Source organism: Devosia sp. MDV22-iso42, from assembly GCF_058629155.1.
Map to the genome: position 1 here is coordinate 197731 of NZ_JBZVWR010000007.1, position 20492 is coordinate 218222.

Annotated in this window: 20 protein-coding genes and 1 other RNA gene; 19 read left to right on the top strand and 2 right to left on the bottom strand. The window is 64.9% G+C overall.

Annotated elements, in window-relative coordinates; genetic code table 11:
* Positions 1–118: 118 nt before the first annotated feature.
* From ettA to AC4NN3_RS08450, 3 genes are all read left to right on the top strand, one after another.
* Positions 119–1774 carry an energy-dependent translational throttle protein EttA gene (ettA, locus tag AC4NN3_RS08440; RefSeq protein WP_491926658.1) on the top strand — a complete coding sequence of 552 codons (1656 nt, stop codon included), beginning with the start codon at positions 119–121 and terminating at the stop codon, positions 1772–1774.
* Positions 1775–1901: 127 nt separating this feature from the next.
* Positions 1902–2147: a hypothetical protein gene (locus AC4NN3_RS08445; RefSeq protein WP_491926659.1), complete on the top strand. Its 246-nt coding sequence runs from the start codon at positions 1902–1904 to the stop codon at positions 2145–2147.
* Positions 2147–3016 (top strand): alpha/beta fold hydrolase, encoded by an 870-nt coding sequence (locus AC4NN3_RS08450; RefSeq protein WP_491926660.1) that lies wholly within the window; start codon positions 2147–2149, stop codon positions 3014–3016. The genes AC4NN3_RS08445 and AC4NN3_RS08450 overlap by 1 nt, the downstream gene beginning before the upstream one ends.
* Before the next feature lie 144 nt (positions 3017–3160).
* Here the strand turns inward: AC4NN3_RS08450 and AC4NN3_RS08455 are convergent, their stop codons facing one another.
* On the bottom strand, positions 3161–3610 hold the full coding sequence (locus tag AC4NN3_RS08455) for a host attachment protein (protein WP_491926661.1): 450 nt from the start codon (positions 3608–3610) through the stop codon (positions 3161–3163).
* A gap of 215 nt (positions 3611–3825) precedes the next feature.
* On the opposite strand from AC4NN3_RS08455, the gene rarD reads away from it, so the two are divergent.
* Positions 3826–4788, top strand: a complete 963-nt coding sequence (gene rarD / locus AC4NN3_RS08460; protein ID WP_491926662.1) for an EamA family transporter RarD — start codon at positions 3826–3828, stop codon at positions 4786–4788.
* Here the strand turns inward: rarD and AC4NN3_RS08465 are convergent.
* Positions 4785–5681, bottom strand: a complete 897-nt coding sequence (locus tag AC4NN3_RS08465; RefSeq protein WP_491926663.1) for a hydrogen peroxide-inducible genes activator — start codon at positions 5679–5681, stop codon at positions 4785–4787. The two genes, rarD and AC4NN3_RS08465, sit on opposite strands and share 4 nt — an antisense overlap.
* A 95-nt stretch (positions 5682–5776) precedes the next feature.
* On the opposite strand from AC4NN3_RS08465, the gene katG reads away from it, so the two are divergent.
* The 15 genes from katG (at position 5777) to AC4NN3_RS08540 (ending at position 20473) form a co-directional block, all read left to right on the top strand.
* Positions 5777–7984: a catalase/peroxidase HPI gene (katG, locus tag AC4NN3_RS08470; protein WP_491926664.1), complete on the top strand. Its 2208-nt coding sequence runs from the start codon at positions 5777–5779 to the stop codon at positions 7982–7984.
* Between the two features lie 210 nt (positions 7985–8194).
* The gene (locus tag AC4NN3_RS08475) at positions 8195–9325 is read left to right on the top strand and encodes a DUF2336 domain-containing protein (protein ID WP_491926665.1); all 1131 of its coding nucleotides are present in this window, start codon (positions 8195–8197) and stop codon (positions 9323–9325) included.
* Positions 9326–9480: 155 nt separating this feature from the next.
* Positions 9481–10431, top strand: coding sequence for an ArsR/SmtB family transcription factor (locus AC4NN3_RS08480; protein ID WP_491926666.1), 951 nt, complete (start codon positions 9481–9483; stop codon positions 10429–10431).
* A gap of 14 nt (positions 10432–10445) precedes the next feature.
* Positions 10446–11342, top strand: a complete 897-nt coding sequence (gene metF, locus AC4NN3_RS08485) for a methylenetetrahydrofolate reductase [NAD(P)H] (RefSeq protein ID WP_491926667.1) — start codon at positions 10446–10448, stop codon at positions 11340–11342.
* Positions 11342–11680 carry a GFA family protein gene (locus AC4NN3_RS08490; protein ID WP_491926668.1) on the top strand — a complete coding sequence of 113 codons (339 nt, stop codon included), beginning with the start codon at positions 11342–11344 and terminating at the stop codon, positions 11678–11680. Before metF ends, AC4NN3_RS08490 begins: the two co-directional genes overlap by 1 nt.
* Before the next feature lie 200 nt (positions 11681–11880).
* A complete protein-coding gene (locus AC4NN3_RS08495; protein WP_491926669.1) occupies positions 11881–12747 on the top strand; it encodes a hypothetical protein in 867 nt (288 codons plus the stop codon).
* Positions 12748–12874: 127 nt separating this feature from the next.
* A complete protein-coding gene (locus AC4NN3_RS08500; protein WP_491926670.1) occupies positions 12875–13615 on the top strand; it encodes a TerB family tellurite resistance protein in 741 nt (246 codons plus the stop codon).
* Between the two features lie 47 nt (positions 13616–13662).
* Positions 13663–14054, top strand: an RNA gene (rnpB, locus tag AC4NN3_RS08505) — RNase P RNA component class A.
* Positions 14055–14195: 141 nt separating this feature from the next.
* Positions 14196–15296 (top strand): carboxynorspermidine decarboxylase, encoded by a 1101-nt coding sequence (locus AC4NN3_RS08510; RefSeq protein ID WP_491926671.1) that lies wholly within the window; start codon positions 14196–14198, stop codon positions 15294–15296.
* A 40-nt stretch (positions 15297–15336) separates the two neighbouring features.
* Positions 15337–16617 (top strand): saccharopine dehydrogenase family protein, encoded by a 1281-nt coding sequence (locus AC4NN3_RS08515; RefSeq protein WP_491926672.1) that lies wholly within the window; start codon positions 15337–15339, stop codon positions 16615–16617.
* Between the two features lie 111 nt (positions 16618–16728).
* Positions 16729–16986: a BrnT family toxin gene (locus AC4NN3_RS08520; RefSeq protein WP_491926673.1), complete on the top strand. Its 258-nt coding sequence runs from the start codon at positions 16729–16731 to the stop codon at positions 16984–16986.
* Positions 16976–17233, top strand: coding sequence for a BrnA antitoxin family protein (locus AC4NN3_RS08525; protein ID WP_491926674.1), 258 nt, complete (start codon positions 16976–16978; stop codon positions 17231–17233). Before AC4NN3_RS08520 ends, AC4NN3_RS08525 begins: the two co-directional genes overlap by 11 nt.
* A gap of 152 nt (positions 17234–17385) precedes the next feature.
* On the top strand, positions 17386–18384 hold the full coding sequence (rsmH, locus tag AC4NN3_RS08530; protein WP_491926675.1) for a 16S rRNA (cytosine(1402)-N(4))-methyltransferase RsmH: 999 nt from the start codon (positions 17386–17388) through the stop codon (positions 18382–18384).
* Complete coding sequence (gene ftsL, locus AC4NN3_RS08535; protein WP_491926676.1) at positions 18381–18764, top strand: cell division protein FtsL; 384 nt, start codon at positions 18381–18383, stop codon at positions 18762–18764. The genes rsmH and ftsL overlap by 4 nt, the downstream gene beginning before the upstream one ends.
* Positions 18764–20473: a peptidoglycan D,D-transpeptidase FtsI family protein gene (locus AC4NN3_RS08540; RefSeq protein WP_491926677.1), complete on the top strand. Its 1710-nt coding sequence runs from the start codon at positions 18764–18766 to the stop codon at positions 20471–20473. Before ftsL ends, AC4NN3_RS08540 begins: the two co-directional genes overlap by 1 nt.
* Positions 20474–20492 lie beyond the last annotated feature (19 nt).

Below are 20492 nucleotides of genomic sequence, written 5' to 3' on the forward strand. Positions count from 1 at the left end.
GGCTGCAGCAACGCGGCATCGCGCCGTCCGTTCCGCTGCTGCGCACAGACGTTGCCCCGACGGGCGGCTTGGCCTACATAGACGGCAAATTCGACACTGCGGAGAGGTCAGCACGCGCATGGCACGCCAATTCATCTATCACATGGACGGAATGTCCAAGGCCTATGCCGGCGGCAAGAAGGTCCTCGACAATATCCACCTGTCCTTTTACCCCGATGCCAAAATCGGTGTCCTCGGTCCGAACGGCTCGGGCAAGTCGACTTTGCTCAAGATCATGGCCGGCATCGACACCGAGTTCCAGGGCGAAGCCTGGGTCGCGCAGGGCGCCAAGGTCGGCTATCTCAGCCAGGAGCCCGAGCTCGATCCGGCGCTCAACGTGCTGGGCAATGTCATGACCGGCGTCAAGGAGAAGAAGGCTGTCATCGATCGCTATAACGAGCTGATGATGGACTATTCGGACGAGACTGCCGACGAGGCATCCAAGCTGCAGGACCAGATCGACGCGGAAAACCTCTGGGATCTGGAAAGCCAGGTCGAAGTGGCCATGGAAGCTTTGGGCTGCCCGCCGGCCGATGCCGATGTGACCAAGCTCTCGGGTGGCGAACGCCGTCGCGTCGCGCTTTGCGCGCTGCTGCTGAGCAAGCCCGACCTGCTGCTGCTCGACGAGCCGACCAACCATCTCGACGCCGAAACCACCGCCTGGCTCGAACGCCATCTGCGCGAGTTCGCCGGGGCCGTGCTGATCATCACCCATGATCGCTATTTCCTCGACAATGTCACCGGCTGGATTCTCGAGCTCGATCGCGGTCGCGGCGTGCCTTATGAGGGCAATTACTCGGCTTACCTCACGGCCAAGGCCAAGCGCTTTGCCCAGGAAAAGAGCGAAGACGCGGCGCGCGCCAAGGTGCTGGACCGCGAGCGCGAATGGATGGGGCAGTCGCCACAGGCGCGCCAGTCCAAGTCCAAGGCCCGCCTCAAATCCTATGAGGAACTGGTCAAGATCAACGAGGCCCGCATGCAGTCGGGCGTGGCGCAGATCATCATCCCGGCCGGCGAGCGGCTGGGGCAGAACGTCATCGACATTGAGGGACTGTCCAAGTCCTATGGCGATCGCCTGCTGATCGACAATCTCAGCTTCAAGGTGCCGCCAGGCGGCATTGTCGGCATTATCGGCCCCAATGGCGCCGGCAAGACCACGCTGTTCCGCATGATGACCGGCCAGGAAGTCCCCGATGCCGGCACGGTCACCGTCGCCGACAGCGTCAAGATGGGCTATGTCGACCAGAGCCGCGATAGCCTCGATCCCAACAAGACGGTGTGGCAGGAAATTTCGGAAGGCGACGAAATCCTCCTGCTGGGCAAGCGCGAGGTGAACTCACGCGCCTACACGTCCTCGTTCAACTTCAAGGGTGGCGACCAGCAGCAGAAGGTGGGCAATCTTTCGGGCGGGCAGCGCAACCGCGTGCACCTGGCCAAGATGCTCAAGAGCGGCAGCAATGTGCTGCTGCTCGATGAGCCCACCAATGATCTGGACACGGAAACCCTGGCCGCGCTCGAAGAGGCGCTCGAGGAATTTGCCGGCTGCGCCATCATCATCAGCCATGATCGCATGTTCCTCGACCGGCTGGCGACACACATGCTGGCCTTCGAGGGCAATAGCCATGTCGAATGGTTCGAAGGCAATTTCGCGGACTATGAGGCGGACAAGATCCGCCGCCTGGGCGCCGATGCGGTCAATCCAAAACGCGCGACATATAAGCCGCTGACGCGCTAAGACTGGAGGCGGGCGATGAGCCCGCCTTTTTTGCTGTGGGGACAGTATGAAAATATTGATTATGGGGACGGCCCTGATTTGGGGTGCAATGGTGGGCGCTGCATCGGCCGAGCCGGGGCAGTGTTCGGTGAGTGGATTTGAGACCTTTGCGTGCGACCTGAGCCATGATGGCGGCGGGCTGACCTTCGCGCTGCCGGACGGGCGGGTGTTTGCCTTTGCCCTGGTCAGCGAGAGCGAGGGGCTGGGCTATATCGGGGCGGCCGATGCCCTCTATCCCCAGGAGCTGGGCGTGATGACGCCGGCAGCTGATGCGCCGGGCTGCTGGGTTGGCGGCAAGGACGGCTTTGCCTTCTGCGCCCAGGTTGCCCAATAATGCCCGACATTCTGCCAGAGGCGCTCGAGCCGTTTTCGCTCGCGGTCGGCGCGGCAACACTGGCGGGTCTGGAGACCGGCGAAGGCCTGCCGGTGGTGTTTTTGCATGCCGGGGTCTGCGACAAGCGGATGTGGACGCGGCAGATGCTGGCGGTGGCCGAGGCCGGCTGGCACGCCATCGCCTATGACCGGCGCGGCTATGGCGAAACCGACAGCGCCGACGAAAAGTTCGGCCATGTCGAGGACCTCGAGGCGCTGCTCGAAGAGTTCGGCATTCACGCCGCCGTGCTGGTGGGCTGCTCGCTGGGCGGCGGGCTGGCCATTGATTTCGCGCTGCGCCATCCGGGTCGGGTGATCGGGCTGGTGCTGATCGGCACCTCGGTGACCGGGGCGCCCTGGAGCACCACCGAGGCCGAGGCGATGATCGAGGCGGCCGAAGAGGATGCCTTCGAACGCGGCGACCGCGACATGCTCAACAAGGTGCAGGCGCATGAATGGCTCGACGGGCCGCGGGCGCAGAGCGGCCGGGTCGGCGGGGCGGCGCGGGCGCTGTTTCTGGACATGAACGGGCTGGCGCTCAACAAGCCGGACCTGGGTGGCGAAGTGCGGCCGCCCAATGCCTGGCACCGCGTGGCCGAGATTGGCGCGCCCAGCCTGCTGCTGGTGGGCGACCAGGATTTCACCGCGCTGATCGACCGGCATGAGCACCTGTCGGAAGAAATGCCCAATGCGTTTGCGGCCGTGCTGGAGAATGTGGCTCATATTCCGACGCTGGAACGCCCCGACCTGGTCAATTCCATGTTGCTGCAGTTCCTCGACGCCATCGAAGGCGGTTCGGACGCGGAATCTGAAGACGAGTCAGAGAGTTAGGCCGGCACTCTAGGGTGGCAATTCAATCAATTGCAGCACTGATGCAAGATCTTGAAATAGTGATTCAATAGTTTGAGCGGCCGATTCAACAGGCACTATTGTTGAATCGGCCGCTCTCATCAAAGCGCTGATAGATCTCGACAATCAGACGGCGATGATGCCGTCCAGGTGCTGGGCCAGCTGCGCGGTGGGCGTGTTGGTCAGGTCCTTGTCGAGTTCGGCCAGAATGGTCTTTTTGACATTGGGCGTGATGGCCTTGCGGATGTCGCCCAAAGCGATCGGGGCGGCGACGACGATCAGCCGGTCAAAGGCGCCTTCCTGCTGCTTGCGATCCAGGGTCGCCGCCAGCGATTTGCAGAACTCGGTCTCGCGGTATTCCACCGGGTCGGTCTTGGGCTCCATGGCACTGCGGCCCGAGCCGACGGAGGAGAAGCTGCGCCCCGGCCGGTCGGCCTGGATATCCTGGGCCTGCAGCGGGGCAATCGACCAATCCAGCCCCTGCACCTGCTGCAGTCCCTTGCCCGGGCCGGTGTTCTCCACAACGCGCGCCTGGGCGCCGTCGGCGATCAAGATCCAAGTGACCGTCTTTTTCATGGTGGACTCCTGCTGCTGGTTGGTCGGATTGGCACAATGCCAGAGGGGCGTGAACAGCCTCCCATGACTCAAGGTCGTCGCGCAACGTGGCCATTGCAAGATGGGTGGGATCACGAAGTCTGATTGGTCGCCGCGCGCCGGCCCTGCTATCAGGACGCATAAGCGCGCTCCTCTGTCCGGGCGCATAAGCGCCAAGCGTGGCGCGGAGTTTGTCGATGTCCCTGCCTGAATCCGCCCCCGAAGCCATTGTGCCCGCCCAGCTTGCCACGCCGGCCCACCCCTCGATCCAGGATGGCCGCAATGGCGTGCTGGCGGCGCTGGCCGCCTATGTGCTGTGGGGCTTCCTGCCGCTGCTGTTCAAGGCCATCGAGGGGGCCGGCTCGGTGATGATCGTGGCGGAGCGGATCGTCTGGTCGCTGCTGTTGCTGGCGGGCATTCTGGCGTTCCGGGGCGGCTTTGGCGATGTGCGGGCGCTGTTTGCCGACCGCCGCCGGGCGCTGGTGACGCTGATGACCGCCGTGCTGCTGGCCGCCAACTGGCTGCTCTATGTCTGGGCGGTGGAGACGGGCCAGGTGCTGGAAGCCAGCTTTGGCTATTTCATCAACCCGATGGTCAATGTGGCCATGGGCATGCTGCTGCTGGGCGAGCGGCAGAACCGCCTGCAGACGCTGTCGATCGGCATTGCCGTGGTGGCGATCGCCATCCAGGCGGTGGGGCTGGGCAGCGTGCCGTTCATCGCGCTCGGACTGGCGCTATCCTTTGGTTTTTATGGCTATTTCCGCAAGACGGCGCAACTCGGGCCGGCCAGCGGGCTGTTTGCGGAAACCGCCATGCTGGCACCGGTGGCACTGGGCTATGTCATCTATAATATCGTCACCTGGGGGCCGGGCATCCATGCCGATCCCACCTCGATGACGCTGATGATCCTGACCGGCCCGGCGACCACGATCCCGCTGCTGCTGTTTGCCTTTGCGGTGCGGCGGATGCGGCTGACGACGATCGGCATGTTCCAGTATCTGGCGCCCTCGATCCAGTTCGTGCTGGCCATCACCGTGTTTGGTGAGCATCTCAACGGCCTGCGGCTGCTCAGCTTCGCGCTGATCTGGCTGTCGCTGATGGTGTTCAGCTATGACAGCTTTGCCCGGCGCAAGCGCGTGGTGGCGACGCCGGTCCGCTAGGCTCCGGGCTGCCGCGTCGCCCGGATGACCGCGGCGATGCGGGCAAAGGTTGGGGCGAAGGGGGTGGCCTCGCGCCAGACCAGGCGCAGCAGGCGCCCGGCATCGGCTGCCAGGGGGTGGATGACGATGCGCGGATCGGTGGCTTCCTTGCGCAGGGCAATCTGGGGCAGCAGCGTCACGCCCTGACCATTGGCAACGAATTCGACAATGGTCGAGAGCGAGGTCGCGGCAAAGGTGCGCGGCGCGGTATCGCTGGCCAGGTTGCAGGCGGCGATGGTCTGGTCGCGAAAGCAGTGGCCCTCGTCGAGCAGCAGGATGCGCTCGGGGGCAATGGAGGCCAGCGAGACCGGGGCAGGTGTGGCCTCGTCGCGGCCGGTGGCGAGCACGAAACGGTCCTCGAACAGCGGGGTGCTGACCAGGCGCGGGCCATGCTCGGGCGGCTGGGTGGCGATCAGCGCGATGTCGAGACTGCCATCGACCAGGCCGGCCAGCAGCGCCTCGGTGCGGTTTTCGCTGACGGTGAAGGCCAGGTCGGGCAGGTCGCCCTGCAGCGCCGGGAATATTTCGGGCAGCAGATAGGGCGCCACGGTAGGGATCAGGCCGAAGCGCAGCGGCCGGTCGAGCTGGCCGCTGCGGCCGGCGGCCAGGGCGTTGACCGCATCGGCGGCGGCAATGGCCTTTTGCGCCAGATCAACGAAATCGCGGCCAAAGGGAGTCAGAGTTGCACCGGTCCGCAGCCGGTCGAACAGCGCCGAGCCGCACAGCGCCTCGAGCGTCATGATCTGCTGCGATAGTGCCGGCTGCGACACGCTGCACTCGGCCGCAGCGCGGCCGAAATGGCCGGTGCGGGCGACGGCAGCGGCGTAGCGCAGCTGCTTGAGGGAGATGGGCATTATAACTTTATCCTATCAAGTCCGGAAGAATAATCGATTGGCCTAATGGATGTCACCCCCTTATAACGATTCCAAACAGCTCAGGAGACTCCGTCATGGATGACGCAACCGCCCCGCAGACCACCGACAGCGCGCCCGCAGAGAGCGGCGGCAAGTGCCCGGTCAACCATGCACCGGCGCCCCGCGGCAACCGCGACTGGTGGCCCAAGCAGCTCAACGTGCAGGTGCTGCACAACAATTCGACCCTGTCCGATCCGCTGGGCCCCGAGTTCAGCTATGCCGAGGCGTTCAAGTCGCTCGACCTGGCAGCGGTCAAGGCTGACCTGGCCGCGCTGATGACCGACAGCCAGGACTGGTGGCCCGCCGATTTCGGGCACTATGGTGGCCTGTTCATCCGCATGGCCTGGCATAGCGCCGGCACCTATCGCATCACCGATGGCCGCGGCGGCGCCGGGGCGGGGCAGCAGCGTTTTGCGCCGCTCAACTCCTGGCCCGACAATGCCAACCTCGACAAGGCGCGTCGGCTGATCTGGCCGATCAAGCAGAAATACGGCAACAAGATTTCCTGGGCCGACCTGATGGTGCTGACGGGCAATGTCGCGCTCGAAACCATGGGCTTTACGCCATTCGGCTTTGCCGGTGGCCGCGCCGATGTGTGGGAGCCCGAGGAACTCTATTGGGGCCCCGAAGGCACCTGGCTGGGGGATTCGCGCTATAGCGGCGAGCGCGAGCTCGACGACCGGCTGGGCGCGGTGCAGATGGGCCTGATCTATGTCAATCCCGAAGGCCCGAACGGCAATCCGGACCCGCTGGGCTCGGCGCGCGACATCCGCGACACCTTTGCCCGCATGGCGATGAATGACGAAGAGACCGTGGCGCTGATCGCCGGCGGCCACACTTTCGGCAAGACGCATGGCGCGGGCGATCCCTCGCTGATCGGGCCGGAGCCGGAAGGCGCGGCGCTCGAGAACCAGGGCATTGGCTGGATTTCCAAGCATGGCACCGGCCATGGCGCGGACGCCATTACCGGCGGCCCTGAAGTCACCTGGACGCAGACGCCGACCCAGTGGAGCAACCACTTCTTCGACAACCTGTTCAAGTTCGAATGGGAGCTGACGCAGAGCCCGGCCGGCGCGAAGCAGTGGGTGGCCAAGAATGCCGAGCCGTCGATCCCCGACGCGTTCGATCCGGCCAAGAAGAAGCTGCCGACCATGCTGACCTCGGACCTGGCGCTGCGCTTTGACCCGATCTACGGGCCGATCTCGCGCCGCTTCTACGAGAATCCCGACCAGTTCGCCGATGCCTTTGCCCGCGCCTGGTTCAAGCTGACGCATCGCGACATGGGGCCGAAGGTGCGTTACCTGGGGCCGGAAGTGCCGACCGAAGAGCTGATCTGGCAGGACCCGATCCCGGCGGTCGACCATGAACTGGTCGATGCCAGCGATGTGGCGGCGCTGAAGTCCAAGATCCTGGCGTCGGGCCTGTCGGTGGCCGAGCTGGTTGCGACGGCCTGGGCCTCGGCCTCGACCTTCCGCGGCTCGGACAAGCGCGGCGGGGCCAATGGCGCCCGCATCCGCCTGGCGCCGCAGAAGGACTGGGACGTCAACCAGCCGGCGCAGCTGGCCAAGGTGCTCGAGGTGCTGACCGGCATCCAGCAGGGCTTCAACGCCGCCCAGACCGGCGGCAAGAAGATCTCGCTGGCTGACCTGATCGTGCTGGCCGGTGCCGCCGCCATCGAAAAGGCCGCCCGCGCCGGCGGCATGGCCGTGGACGTGCCGTTCACGCCGGGCCGCATGGATGCGTCGGAAGCACAGACCGATGCGCCATCCTTCGACGCGCTCAAGCCGCGGGCCGATGGCTTCCGCAACTATCTGGGCGGACGACAGGTGATGCAGCCGGAAGAGGCCCTGGTGGACAAGGCGCAACTGCTGCGGCTGACGGCGCCGGAAATGACGGTGCTGGTGGGCGGGCTGCGCGTGCTCGGCGCCAATTACAACGGGGCCAAGCACGGCGTCTTTACCCACAATACCGAAGTGCTCAGCAATGACTTCTTCCTCAACCTGCTCGACATGGGCACGCAGTGGCACGAGACGGCGGAAGGCGAGGGCGTCTATGAGGGCCGCGACCGCATCAGCGGCGCAGTCAAGTGGACGGCCACCCGGGTCGACCTGATCTTCGGCTCGCATTCGCAGTTGCGCGCCGTGGCCGAAGTCTATGGCCAGTTCGACGCCCGCGAAAAGTTCGCGCATGACTTCGTCAAGGCCTGGAGCAAGGTGATGGAAGCCGACCGCTTCGCGCACTAGGCCCGGTGCGCCGGCCCGCGGGCCGGTGCTGATGGCGGCAAGTTTCGTCCCGGTGGTCCGTCCGCCGGGACGTTTTTGTCTCGGCGGCGCCCCGGTTTCTTGGCAGTTCGATCAAAATTGAATCAATTGTCGCGGCATATGTTCAGCGCCTGAAAGATGGTGGCGGGTCATCGTGAACCTCCAGATGACGGCAGAAGCCGGGAGCAGACCATGAGCGAGCTTGACGAAGGACAGCGGGCGTTTTCCAGCTTTCGCGTGCTGAACGGCGACGCCAATCACTCCGAGCGCGAGCAGTTGTTCCGCAACATGGCCGAGCTGTTCAGCTATGTGTCGGACCGCTGCGACGACGACCAGGTCGCCCAGTATGACGAGGTGCTGTGCCAGCTTGCCGAATTCGTCGAGATCGAGGCGCGGGCCCATGTCGCCAAGATCCTGGCCAAGCTCGACCGGGCGCCCGGCACGGTGGTGGTCAAGCTGGCCAATGACGATATCGAGGTGGCCCGGCCGCTGCTGCAGTTTTCCAATGTGCTTTCCGATGACGACCTGATCGACATCATCACCCATCAGAGCGAGCAGCATCGCGAGGCCATTGCCAGCCGCTATACGGTGGCCGACCGGGTGGGCGAGGCGATTGTCGACCACGGCCAGACCAGTTCGGTGGTGCGCCTAGTGCGCAATGCCAATGCCCAGCTGCACAAGGGAACACTGGAAAAGCTGGTGGAACGCGCCACCAAGGACAGCGAAATTGCCGCCGACCTGCGTGGTCGCAGCGATATCGACTGGAATTCGCTGCGCGGGGAAATCGACGATGTTGCCAGCAAGGTGCTCGAGACCCTGGGCGAGATTGACCGGCGCTTCGATCCGGTCACGGCCGGCAAGGTCAATGCTGTCGTCTATAACCGCATGCGCAACCGCGCCGGCTTTTCCTCCACCGAGTGGAAGGTGGCCTATAACCAGGTCAAGGCGCTGAGCGACCGCAAGCAGCTCAACGAGCGCGCCCTGACGCGTTTTGCCCGCTTCGGCTATGGCCATCACGCCGCCGCGGCGCTGACGGTGATCCTGCAGCTCAAGCCGGAAGTCTTCGTCAAGTGGCTGGCCGGCCAGGACTATGTGGCCATCACGGTGGCGCTCAAGGCAGCGGGCCTGGCACCCGACCTGTTCGAGGCGATTGTCGCCACGCTGCCCTGGCGCGACCTGCCGAGCCAGGACGATATCAAGATGGTGGTCAGCCGCTTTGACGCGCTCGACCGCGAAGAGGCGATGGGCATTTTCGAGCTGTGGCGGGCGCATTCGTTCCGCAAGCGCGCGGTCACCGAAGAACGCCTGGCCGCCCAGGGCTGATCGATCCTGCCGCAGGCCCGATTTTGCCGCGCCGCCCTTGGCCATTAACCCGAGGGCGGCGATTTCGTGTGGCCGGGGCGGCGCGTGCAAGTTCCCACTAGACCCCGACAAAAAACCGGATATAAAGACATCTTTATATCTCGTGCGAGGTTGTTTTGGCGGGACTGGCGGAACTGGTGGGGGTGCTCAAGGCGGCGGGTGAGGGGACCCGGGTGCGCCTACTGGCCTTGCTCGCCGATGGGGACCATTCGGTCAAGGACCTCACCGAAATTCTCAACCAGAGCCAGCCGCGGGTGTCGCGTCATCTCAAGCTGCTGGCCGATGCCGGCCTGGTGCGGCGCAATGCCGAGGGCGCCTGGGCCTATTACGGCCTGGCCCAGCAGGGCGACGGGGCCGAGCTGGCCACCTGGCTGATCGCCCGGCTTGATGAAAACGATGCCGATCGTCGGCGCGACATTGCCCGGCAGGCGGCGGTGCGGGACAGCCAGCAGGCGCAGGCCTCGGCCTATTTCGCCACCGTGGCCAGCAGCTGGGACCTGCTCAAGACGCTGCAGGTGCCCGAAGAGGCGGTCGAGGCGGCGGTGGTGGCGGCCCTGGGCGGGCGCAAGGTCGAGACGCTGATCGATCTGGGCACCGGCACCGGACGCATGCTCGAAGTGCTGGCCGGCTCCTACCGACATGGTTTCGGCGTCGATTCCAGCCGGGAAATGCTGGCCGTGGCGCGGGCGCGCCTGGCCAGTGCCGGGATCGGTCAGGCACAGGTGCGGCTCGGTGATATCGGCGATCTCGACATCTCGCTGGGGCCGGCCGAGGTGATCGTCATCCACCAGGTGCTGCACTATTTCGACGATCCGGGCCGCCTGCTGGCGCAGGCCCGCCGGCTGCTGGCGCCGGGCGGCGTGATGCTGATCGTCGACTTTGCCCCGCACGAACTCGAATTCCTGCGCAGCGAGCATGCGCATCGCCGGCTGGGCCTGTCGTCGGCGCAGATGGCCGGCTGGGCGGCGGCCGCCGGCCTGACGGTAGCCGGGGTCGAGGAATTTCCCAGCACCAATACTGAACGTGGCCTGACGGTCTGCCTCTGGCGCCTCAGCACCCCTCTGTGAACGGAACCGAATTGATGATCGACGACAATGTGCGGGCCAGCCGGCAGACCGCGGACCAGCGAGCCGAGCTGCAGATCTCGTTCGAGTTCTTCCCGCCCAAGACCGATGCGATGGAAGAGCGTTTCTGGGACAGCGTGCACAAGCTGGCACCGCTCAAGCCGCGCTTCGTCTCGGTGACCTATGGTGCCGGCGGCACCACGCGCGAGCGGACGCTGCGCATGGTGGCCTCGATCAAGCGCCAGACCGGCGTCGACGCGGCGGCGCACCTGACCTGCGTCGGGGCGAGTCGGGACGAGGTCGATGCGGTGGTGCGCGGCTACCAGGCGGCCGGGATCAACCGTATCGTGGCCTTGCGCGGCGATCCGCCGGAAGGCGTGGGGCAGCCCTTCACACCGCATCCGCAGGGCTATCAGAATGCGGCCGACCTGGTGGGCGGGCTGCGCCGGATCGGCGATTTCGACATTTCGGTTTCCGCCTATCCGGAAAAGCACCCGCAAAGCGCCAACTGGGCCGAAGAAATCGACAATCTCAAGCGCAAGATCGATGCCGGCGCTGACCGCGCGATCACACAGATGTTCTTCTCCAATGGCGATTACCTGCGCTATCTTGAGCGGGCACGGGCGGCCGGCATCACCGCGCCGATCGTGCCGGGCATCCAGCCGATCCACAATTTCAAGCAGATCGCCAGCTTTGCCGGGCGGTGCGGCACGGCGATCCCGGCCTGGCTGGCCGAGCGCTTCGACGGGCTCGACGAGGAGCCGGAGACCCACGCGCTGGTCGCCTCGGCCGTGGCGGCCGAGCAGGTCACAGAACTGCTCGACGAGGGCGTGACCGAGTTTCACATCTATACCCACAACCGATCTCCACTGGCTTTGGCGCTGGGGCGGATCCTGGGGCGGCGGCCGGAATAATGGCGGTCGAGGCATCCTGTCATTGCGGCGCGGTGCGGCTGGTGCTTGAAGAAGCGCCGGCCACGGTGACCGAGTGCAACTGCTCGCTGTGCCGGCGCTATGGCGTGCTGTGGGCTTACTATGCGCCGCGCCAGGTGAGGCTGATCCCCCAGACGCCGGCGACCGCGACCTATCTGTGGAATGGCCGCAACGTTGCCTTCCACCACTGCACCACCTGCGGCTGCGTCACCCACTGGTCGCCGGTCGATCCCAAACGCAACCGCATGGGCGTCAATGCCCGATTGCTGGAGCCGGCCGTGCTGGCCGCCGCCGAGCGTCGCTATCTCGACAAGGCGTGATAACCAGCAGCGCGGATTAACCTTGCGTTCACCTTGATCTGGTGGCATTCGCTCTCGGCCCGCGCGGTTGGAAGCCTGAAAAGCGTCATTCAGCTTCGGTTCAGCTCAAGGGTGCCATTGCTGGGTTAGCGGGCCATTTCATAAAATGGCCACGAAAATCCGGCTCATTCGCCCCCTGAGGGCGGAGCAAATCGGGACGTATGACCATGCAGATTGACCGCCGCATCACCAATGGCCTGGCCTGGGCCGGGGTTGTTCTTGTTGTCGGGATCCCGCTGGCCGATCTGGTCACGGGGCAACTGATGGGCGATGGCCCCAGCGCTGCGACGGCGCAGATTGCCATGATCGAGCCGGCTGCAACCGTCGCTCCCGTGCCGGCGCCGCTGAGCCAGCGCCCCGTTGCGCCGGTGGCCCAGCCGGTTGCGGCTGCACCTGCCACTGCCCCGGTGGTTGTCCCGGCAGCACCTGCTGCGCCGGTACAGACCGCCGCCGCTGCGCCAGTAGAAGTCAAGCCAACGGCGCAATCCAATGGCCAGGGCGACATCGTGGACGGCTATCTGCAGTCCGGCCGCGCCTTGCCTTCCTATATTACCGGCGCCGGCGCGCCGGCTTCGGCGCCGCGGGCCCCGGTTGCGTCAGCGCCTGCTGCCATCGCGCCCGTAGCTACCAGCCCGGCCGTAGCGCCGGCAGCCGTCGCCACTGCGCCGGACCAGACCGATCCGCTGATCACCGCCTCGCTGTCACCGGCCAAGGTCGCGCCCACGCCGATGCCGCTATCGATGCGGCCCGAGCCGGTGCTGATCGTTGACGGCCCGGTCCGCACCCGCGCCATCGGCGTCAGTTCGAGCCAGACGTCACGCTCCAGCGCCGCGGTCACCTTTGACGACCTGCAGGACTGGGAAAGCGGCCCGCTGTCGGAGTTCCTGGCGCGGCGGCAGGGCGCCGCAGTGGTCCCCCCCGACTATGACGAGGACGGCTTTTTCCTCGATGAAGGCCCCAATGGCCCGCGGCGCGGCGATCGCCTGATCGGCCCGGTCGTGCAGCCAGTTTTCCCTTTTGTGAACTAAGCACAGCGCCCATGCGCCCGGCATGGTGGACCGGGGCGCCAGGAGTGACTAGTGTGCGGACTCCTGTTGCGCCGGCTTTCGGGCTGGCGTGACGTCGCCAGAGGCTCGGCCCGAAGTGTTCCTATGCATGCGCAAGCCTGAAGAAAAATCGGCCGTCTGGCAGCGTCTGTCCGAGTTTGTCGGCTCGTTCAGCCAGCGTACGGGCCTGGCCGGTTCGCTGATCAATGCGCTTGACCCGGATACCTGGCTGCCCGGCGGACGCGACGCGGCGTTCACGCTGGCTTTGATCGCGCTGGCCGCCAAGATGGCGGTGGCCGACGGCATCGTCACGGCCTCCGAAGAGCGGGCCTTCCGCGCCACGGTGGAAATCGCCGACGGCAATGAAGAGGCGGTGGCGCGGGTGTTCAACCTGGCCAAACAGGACGTGGCCGGCTTTGACGCCTATGCGCGCAAGGTGCGGCGCTTTTTTGCCGACAGTCCCGAGACGCTCGAACACGTGCTCGACAGCCTGTTCTTCATCGCCACCGCCGACGGCATGGTGCATCCGGGCGAGCTGGACTATCTCAAGGCGGTCAGCGACATTTTCGGCTTTGATGAGGTGCGCTTCGAGCAGATGGCCAGCCAGCATGTGCGGCTCGAGGCCGGGGTGGATCCCTATGCCGTGCTGGGCCTGTCCCCCAATGCGCCCGATCACGAGATCAAGCGCGTCTATCGCCTGCTGGTGGCCGAGCATCACCCTGACCGGCTGATTGCCCGCGGCGTGCCCGAGGAGCTGATCGATGTGGCGACCGCGCGCATGAAGGCCATCAACCTGGCCTATCAGGCGCTGAGCAAGCCGGTGCTTCAGCCGCTGCTGAGCTCGGTCTAGTGGCCCGCGCTTGACGGCGCGCCCCATACCTCTCTACACCTCGCCAGCCAGTTGACCGGGTGACCGCTGGCAGTGGGGTAACCTGCTGCTGGAGGAAAGTCCGGGCTCCATCGAAACACGGTGCCGGTTAATGGCCGGCGAGGGCGACCTCAGGGAAAGTGCCACAGAAAGGAAACCGCCCCGGCGTGCCGGGGTAAGGGTGAAAGGGTGCGGTAAGAGCGCACCGGGTGCCTGGCAACAGGGACCGCATGGTAAACCCCACCGGGAGCAAGACCAAATAGGGATGACGCGGGGCTTCGGCCCCAGCCGGTTTTGAGGCCAGATCATCCGGGTTGGTTGCACGAGGCGCCTGGCAACAGGTGTCGCAGATGAATGGTCACCACGTACGCGCCGCAGGGCGCGTGCCCTACAGAACCCGGCTTACAGGTCAACTGGCGTTTACCTTGCCGTCCGAACATGTGCTGCACGCATGGTGGGCATCGGCGCGGCCCCTTGCATCAAGGGGGGAGGGCCGATACACCGTGCGCTCCGCTTTCCGCCGGCACTCTGGCGGGCACACGCACGGAGTGCACCTGGCGCGATGCCCCTCGATACCCCCTATTACCTGATCGACGAAACGGCCCTGGCGCGCAACCTGGCGCGGATCGACCAGCTGCGCGCCGCCTCGGGCGCCAAGTGCCTGCTGGCGCTCAAGGCCTTTGCCACCTGGTCGACCTTTGCCCAGATCGCCCCGCATATGGATGGCACGACGTCGTCCTCGCTGTACGAAGTGCAGCTGGGTCGCGACAAGTTCGGCGGAGAAACCCATGCCTATTCGGTGGCCTATAGCGATGGCGAAATCGATGCGGTGCTTGCCGCGGCCGACAAGATCATCTTCAACTCGGTGAGCCAGCTCGAGCGCTTCGGCGCCAAGGCCAGCCATCTGCCGGTCGGGTTGCGGATCAATCCGGGCGTCAGCCATTCCCATTTCGACCTGGCTGATCCGGCGCGACCGTTCAGCCGGCTGGGCGAGAGCGACCTGGCGCGCATCGAGGCGGTAATGGACCGCATCAGCGGCGTCATGCTGCACTGCAATTGCGAGAATGACTCGGTGGATGCCTTTGCCGCGCTGCTCGACACGATCGAAGCGCGGCTGGGGCACCTGCTGGCGCGGCTCGACTGGGTCAGCCTGGGCGGCGGCATCGCCTTTACCCAGGACGGCTATCCGATCGAGGTGCTGGCGGCGCGGCTTAAGGCCTTCGCGAAAAAATTCGGCGTGCAGGTCTATCTCGAACCCGGCGATGCGGTGGTGACCGGCACGACGACGCTTGAGGTCAGCGTGCTCGACGTGATCGAGACCGGCAAGGCCGTGGCGATCGTCGACAGCGCTGTCGAGGCGCATATGCTCGATCTGCTGATCTATCGCGAGAGCGCCGCCGTATCGCCGGACAGCGGGCAGCATCGCTACCAGATTGCCGGCAAATCGTGCCTCGCCGGCGATGTGTTCGGCGAGTTCGCCTTTCCGGCGCCGCTGCAAATCGGCGACCGCATATCGCTGCTGAATGCCGGCGGCTATACCATGGTCAAGAAAAACTGGTTCAATGGCGTGGGTATGCCTACAATCGCCATTCGTCGCCTCAATGGCACCATCGAGCCCATTCGCGCGTTTGATTATGCCGATTACGTCGCCAGCCTCTCCTGAGAGCTGATCTCCTTCCCCTCAAAAAGGTGTTTCGTGCCAATTGAAAAAGAACGTTTTGATTATCGGTGCCGGAGGTGTGGCGCAGGTCGCCGCCTTTAAGGCCGCCATGCACAACGATGTCCTTGGGGACATTCACATTGCCTCGCGCACCCTGTCCAAAGCCGAGGCGATCATCGCCGGCATCCTGGACAAGAAGGCGCTCAAGCGCCCCGGCGTCCTGGCCGCGCATCGCCTCGACGCGCTCGACGTCGCCGCCACCATGGCGCTGATCACCCAGACGCGCAGCCAGATCGTCATCAATGCCGGTTCGGCCTTCCTCAATATGAGCGTGCTGGCTGCCTGCATCGAGACCGGTGCCGCCTATATCGACACGGCCATTCACGAAGAGCCGGGCAAGGTGTGCGAGACGCCGCCCTGGTATGGCAATTACGAGTGGAAGCATCGCGAGGCCTGCGAGCGCAAGGGCGTCACCGCCGTGCTCGGCGCGGGCTTCGATCCCGGTGTGGTCAATGCCTATGCGGCCCTGGCGGCGCGGCATTATTTCGACTCCATTGCCAGCATCGACATCATCGACGTCAATGCCGGCAGCCACGGGCGCTACTTTGCCACCAATTTCGATCCCGAGATCAATTTCCGCGAATTTACCGGCACGGTCTGGAGCTGGCAGGATAGCCAGTGGACCGCCAATGCCATGTTCGAGGTCAGCCGCACCGACGAGCTGCCTGTCGTGGGCAGCCACAAGACCTATCTGACCGGCCATGACGAGATCCATTCGCTCTCGGCCAATCTGGACGTGCCCGATATCCGCTTCTGGATGGGCTTTGGCGAGCACTACATCAATGTCTTTACCGTGCTCAACAAGCTCGGCCTGCTCTCCGAGCAGCCGGTGACCACGGCCGAGGGGGTCGAGATCGTGCCGCTCAAGGTGGTCAAGGCGGTCCTCCCGGATCCGGTCTCGCTGGCACCCGATTATAGCGGGCTGACCTTTATCGGCGACCTGATCGTGGGCGAGCGCAATGGCCAGGCGGCCGAACTGCTGATCTACAATATCTGCGATCATGCCGAGACCTTTGCCGAAACCAACAGCCAGGCGATTTCCTATACCGCCGGCGTGCCGGTCGTGGCGGCGGCGATCCTGATCGCCAAGGGCATCTGGGACTGCCACCACATGGCCAATATCGAAGAACTGCCGCCGCTGCCCTTCATCGAGATGATCGGGGCGATGGGCCTGCCCACCCGCCTGCGCGACGCAAAGGGCGACCGGGCGTTCGATCCGGCCGAGTTCCGCGTCGAACGGCAGCAGGCCAAGACGCGGGCGTAGGGCGGGGACGAGATGAGGCATGGCGGCCGGGGGAGACCTCGGCCGTTTTTTTGTTGCACATTGTATATACGATATACTTGAATTGGTGCGGCGCAAATTGTATATACAGTCATGGAGATCGAGTTCGACCCATCCAAGGATGACGTCAACCGCGCCAAGCATGGGATATCGCTTGGACGAGCCCGAGATCTCGACATGCTGGCGGTGATGCCCGACACTCGGTTTGACTATGGCGAAGCCCGGTTCCGGGCATGGGGCATCATTGATGGTGCTGTCTATTGCCTCGCGTTCACCACGCGCGGTGATCGGGTCCGCGCCATCAGCTTGAGACGGGCCCATGACAAGGAGGTTAAGCGCTATGTCCGATAAGCCGGAATTTGACGAAGACAACCCGGAATGGACCGCCGCGGACTTCAAACGTGCCCGCCCGCCGCACGAGGTCCTGCCGCCGCACATCCTCAAGGCTTTCCCCAAGACAAGGGGTCCGCAGACCGCGGCAAGGAAAGTGCCGGTGTCGATCCGGCTGACTGCCGAAGTCGTCGAGCGGTTCAAGGCCGATGGCCCCGGCTGGCAATCGCGCATCGACGACGTGCTCAAAAAGGCCGTGGGGCTGTAAGCCCGCGCGGCCCATGCCGTCATGGGCGATGGCCATCTCCCCAAATCTCCCGCCAAACCCCACATGGGAAACAGAATCTTAAGCGTCATGGGGCAAGGTGCGGGGAAGTTGTCGAACCGGCAGGTCCCGCCGGCACGCGGAGTAGTGATTTTATGGGCAAGCGTTCCATGCCCGAAACCGGTGACCAGAGCGGCCCGCATCGCCCCGTCCTGCTGGACGAGGTGCTGGCTGCCTTTGAACCGCTGGCCGGCAAGCGCATCGTCGACGGGACTTTCGGCGCCGGCGGCTATTCGCGCGCGCTGCTCGAGGCCGGGGCCAGCGTCATTGCCATCGATCGCGACCCCAGCGTAGCGCCCTTTGCCGATGCGCTGCATGCCGAATTCGGCAGCCGCTTCACCTTCGTGCCCGGCACCTTTTCCCAACTCGACAGCCTGGCTGCCGCGCATGGCCCGATCGACGGCGTGGTGCTCGATATCGGCGTCTCGTCGATGCAGCTCGACCAAGCCGAGCGCGGCTTTTCCTTCATGCGCGACGGACCGCTCGACATGCGCATGAGCGGCACCGGCGAGAGCGCCGCCGACCTGGTCAATGGGCTCGAAACCGAGCAATTGGCCAACCTGCTCTATGCCTTTGGCGAAGAGCGCAAGTCGCGCCGCATTGCCCAGTTCATCACCGCGGCGCGCGAGACGGCGCCAATCGAGAGCACGCTGGCGCTGGCAAAGATCATCGAGAAGGCCATTGGCCGCAAGCCGGGCGACGCGCATCCGGCAACGCGCTCGTTCCAGGCGCTGCGCATCGCCGTCAATGCCGAGTTCGAGCAGCTGGTCGAGGCACTGTTTGCTGCCGAGCGGCTGCTGGGCGAGGGCGGGCGACTGGTGGTGGTGAGCTTTCATTCGCTGGAAGACCGCATCGTCAAGCGCTTCCTCGACCCCGACAAGGGCGGGCCGGCGCAGTCGCGCCACCTGCCGCAGGTGGTGGGCGAGGCCCGGCGCTGGATCGAGGTCGGCAAGGCGCGCAAGGCCGGCGAAGCGGAACTGGGCCGCAATCCGCGGGCCCGCTCGGCCATTTTGCGCGCCGCGACGCGCTCGGCCGAGGCGGCAAGACCGGTCAGCCTTGAAGGTCTCAGCGTGCCGCAGGTGCGGCAGGCATGATCCGCAATCTCAACATCATCCTGATCTTTACCAGCGTGCTGATGCTGTCGGGCGTCTATGCGATCAAATTTGCCATCGAGAACACCGCCAGCGAGCGCACTGCACTGATTGCCCAGATCGACGGCCAGGAGGGCGAGCTGTCGCTGCTCAAGGCCGACGAGGCGGTGCTGAGTCAGCCGGGCCATATCGATCCGATCGTCAAGCGGCATGCGCTGGCGCTGGACATTGCGCCGGTGCGCCAGGAGCAGTTCGGGGCGTTTGCCGATCTGCCGATGCGGCAGGCCAAACCCAATAGCGCCGCCATGGATTCCCTGTTCACCGCGCTGGAGGCCGGTGTCGATCCAATCGATGCCATTCTCGAACTGGAGGGCATTTACTGATGGCGATCGCTGCCGACGGCCATGCACCCACCATTGCCCTGGATGGCGCCCGCAAGGTGCGCGGCAACCTGACCCAGGCCCGCATCCGCTGGATGATCCTGGCGCTGGTGCTGGGTTTTGGCCTGGTCGGCGCGCGCCTCGTGCAGCTGGGCCTGGTGGTCACCGATTCCACCATTGAAGGCCAGGCGCGCGACCTGATCACGGCGACGCGGCCGCCGATCCTGGATCGCAACGGGCTGGAAATGGCGGTCGATATCCGCGTGCCGTCGCTATTTGCCGAGCCGCGGCGGATCATCGACGTCGAGGAAGCGGTGCGCAAGCTGCGTACGGTGCTGCCAGACCTCAGCGAAACCTGGCTGCGCGATCGGCTGACCGGCGATCAGGGCTTTGTCTGGGTGCAGCGCGAACTCAGCCCGAACATCGAAGAGCGGGTGATGCGGCTGGGCATTCCCGGGATTGATTTCATCACCGAGTCCAAGCGCTTTTATCCGGGCATGAGCGAGGCTTCGCATATCCTGGGCTCGACCAATATCGACAACCAGGGCATTGCCGGCATCGAGCGGCACATGGATGGCGAGAATGTCGCCCTGCTGCAGGATTTGGGCCTGGCGCGCGGCAATGCGCTGGCGCCGGTCGAGCTGAGCGTCGACATGCGCGTGCAGCATGTGATGCACGAGCAGTTGCTGGACGCCATGACCCGCTATTCTGCCATCGCGGCGGCCGGGGTGATGGTTGACGTGATGACCGGGGAGGTCATCGCGCTTTCCTCGGTGCCCGATTTCGATCCCAATGTGCCGGCGTCGGCGCTGGTCAAGGACAGCTTCAACCGCATCACCGCCGGCATTTTCGAGCCGGGCTCGATCTTCAAGACGGTGACCATGGCCGGGGCGCTCGACAGCGGCGCGGTCAAGATCAGCGACCAGTTCGATGCGCGCTTCGGCATCCGCTTCGGCCGCTTCACCATCGATGACTTCCACGGCAAGCACCGGATCCTGGACCTGCCGGAGGTCTACAAATATTCCTCCAATATCGGCACGATCCGGGTCATGCAGGCCATGGGCAAGGACAATTTCCGCGCCTTCCTGACCCGCATGGGCTTTGACAGCCGCGTGCCGTTCGAGCTGCCCGAAATGCGGCTGCCCACCGTGCCCAAGGACCTGTCGGAAGTCGGCGCCGCGACGGCCTCGTTCGGCCATGGCCTGTCGGTATCGCCGCTGCACATGGTGACGGCCTATGCGGCCTTCGTGAATGGCGGCAATTACATTGCTCCCACGCTCTACAAGCGCGACCTGGCCGAGGCGCAAGCGCTGTACCGGCCGGTGATCCGGGCCGAGACCAGTGCGGAGATCCGCTATCTGATGCGGCTCAATGCGCTCGAAGGCTCGGGCTCGCAGATGAACAAGGAAGCCTTGGGCTATCGGGTCGGCGGCAAGACCGGCACCGCCGAGAAGGTGGTCGACGGCCGCTACTCGTCCAGCAAGGTGACTAATTTCTTCGGCTCTGCTTTTCCTCTTGATAACCCGCGCTATGCGATGATCATCATGGTGGACGAGCCCAAGGCCGAAAATGCACAATCGGGCACCACTGCCGGCTGGAATGCCGGCACGGTAACCGGCCGTATCGTGCAGCGTGTTGCCCCGATGCTGGGCATTGCCCCTGATTTTGCCGAGGTGCTCGATGAGAACCTCGTTCCGTCCGTTATCCGATAGATCGATCCAGAAGGGTTTG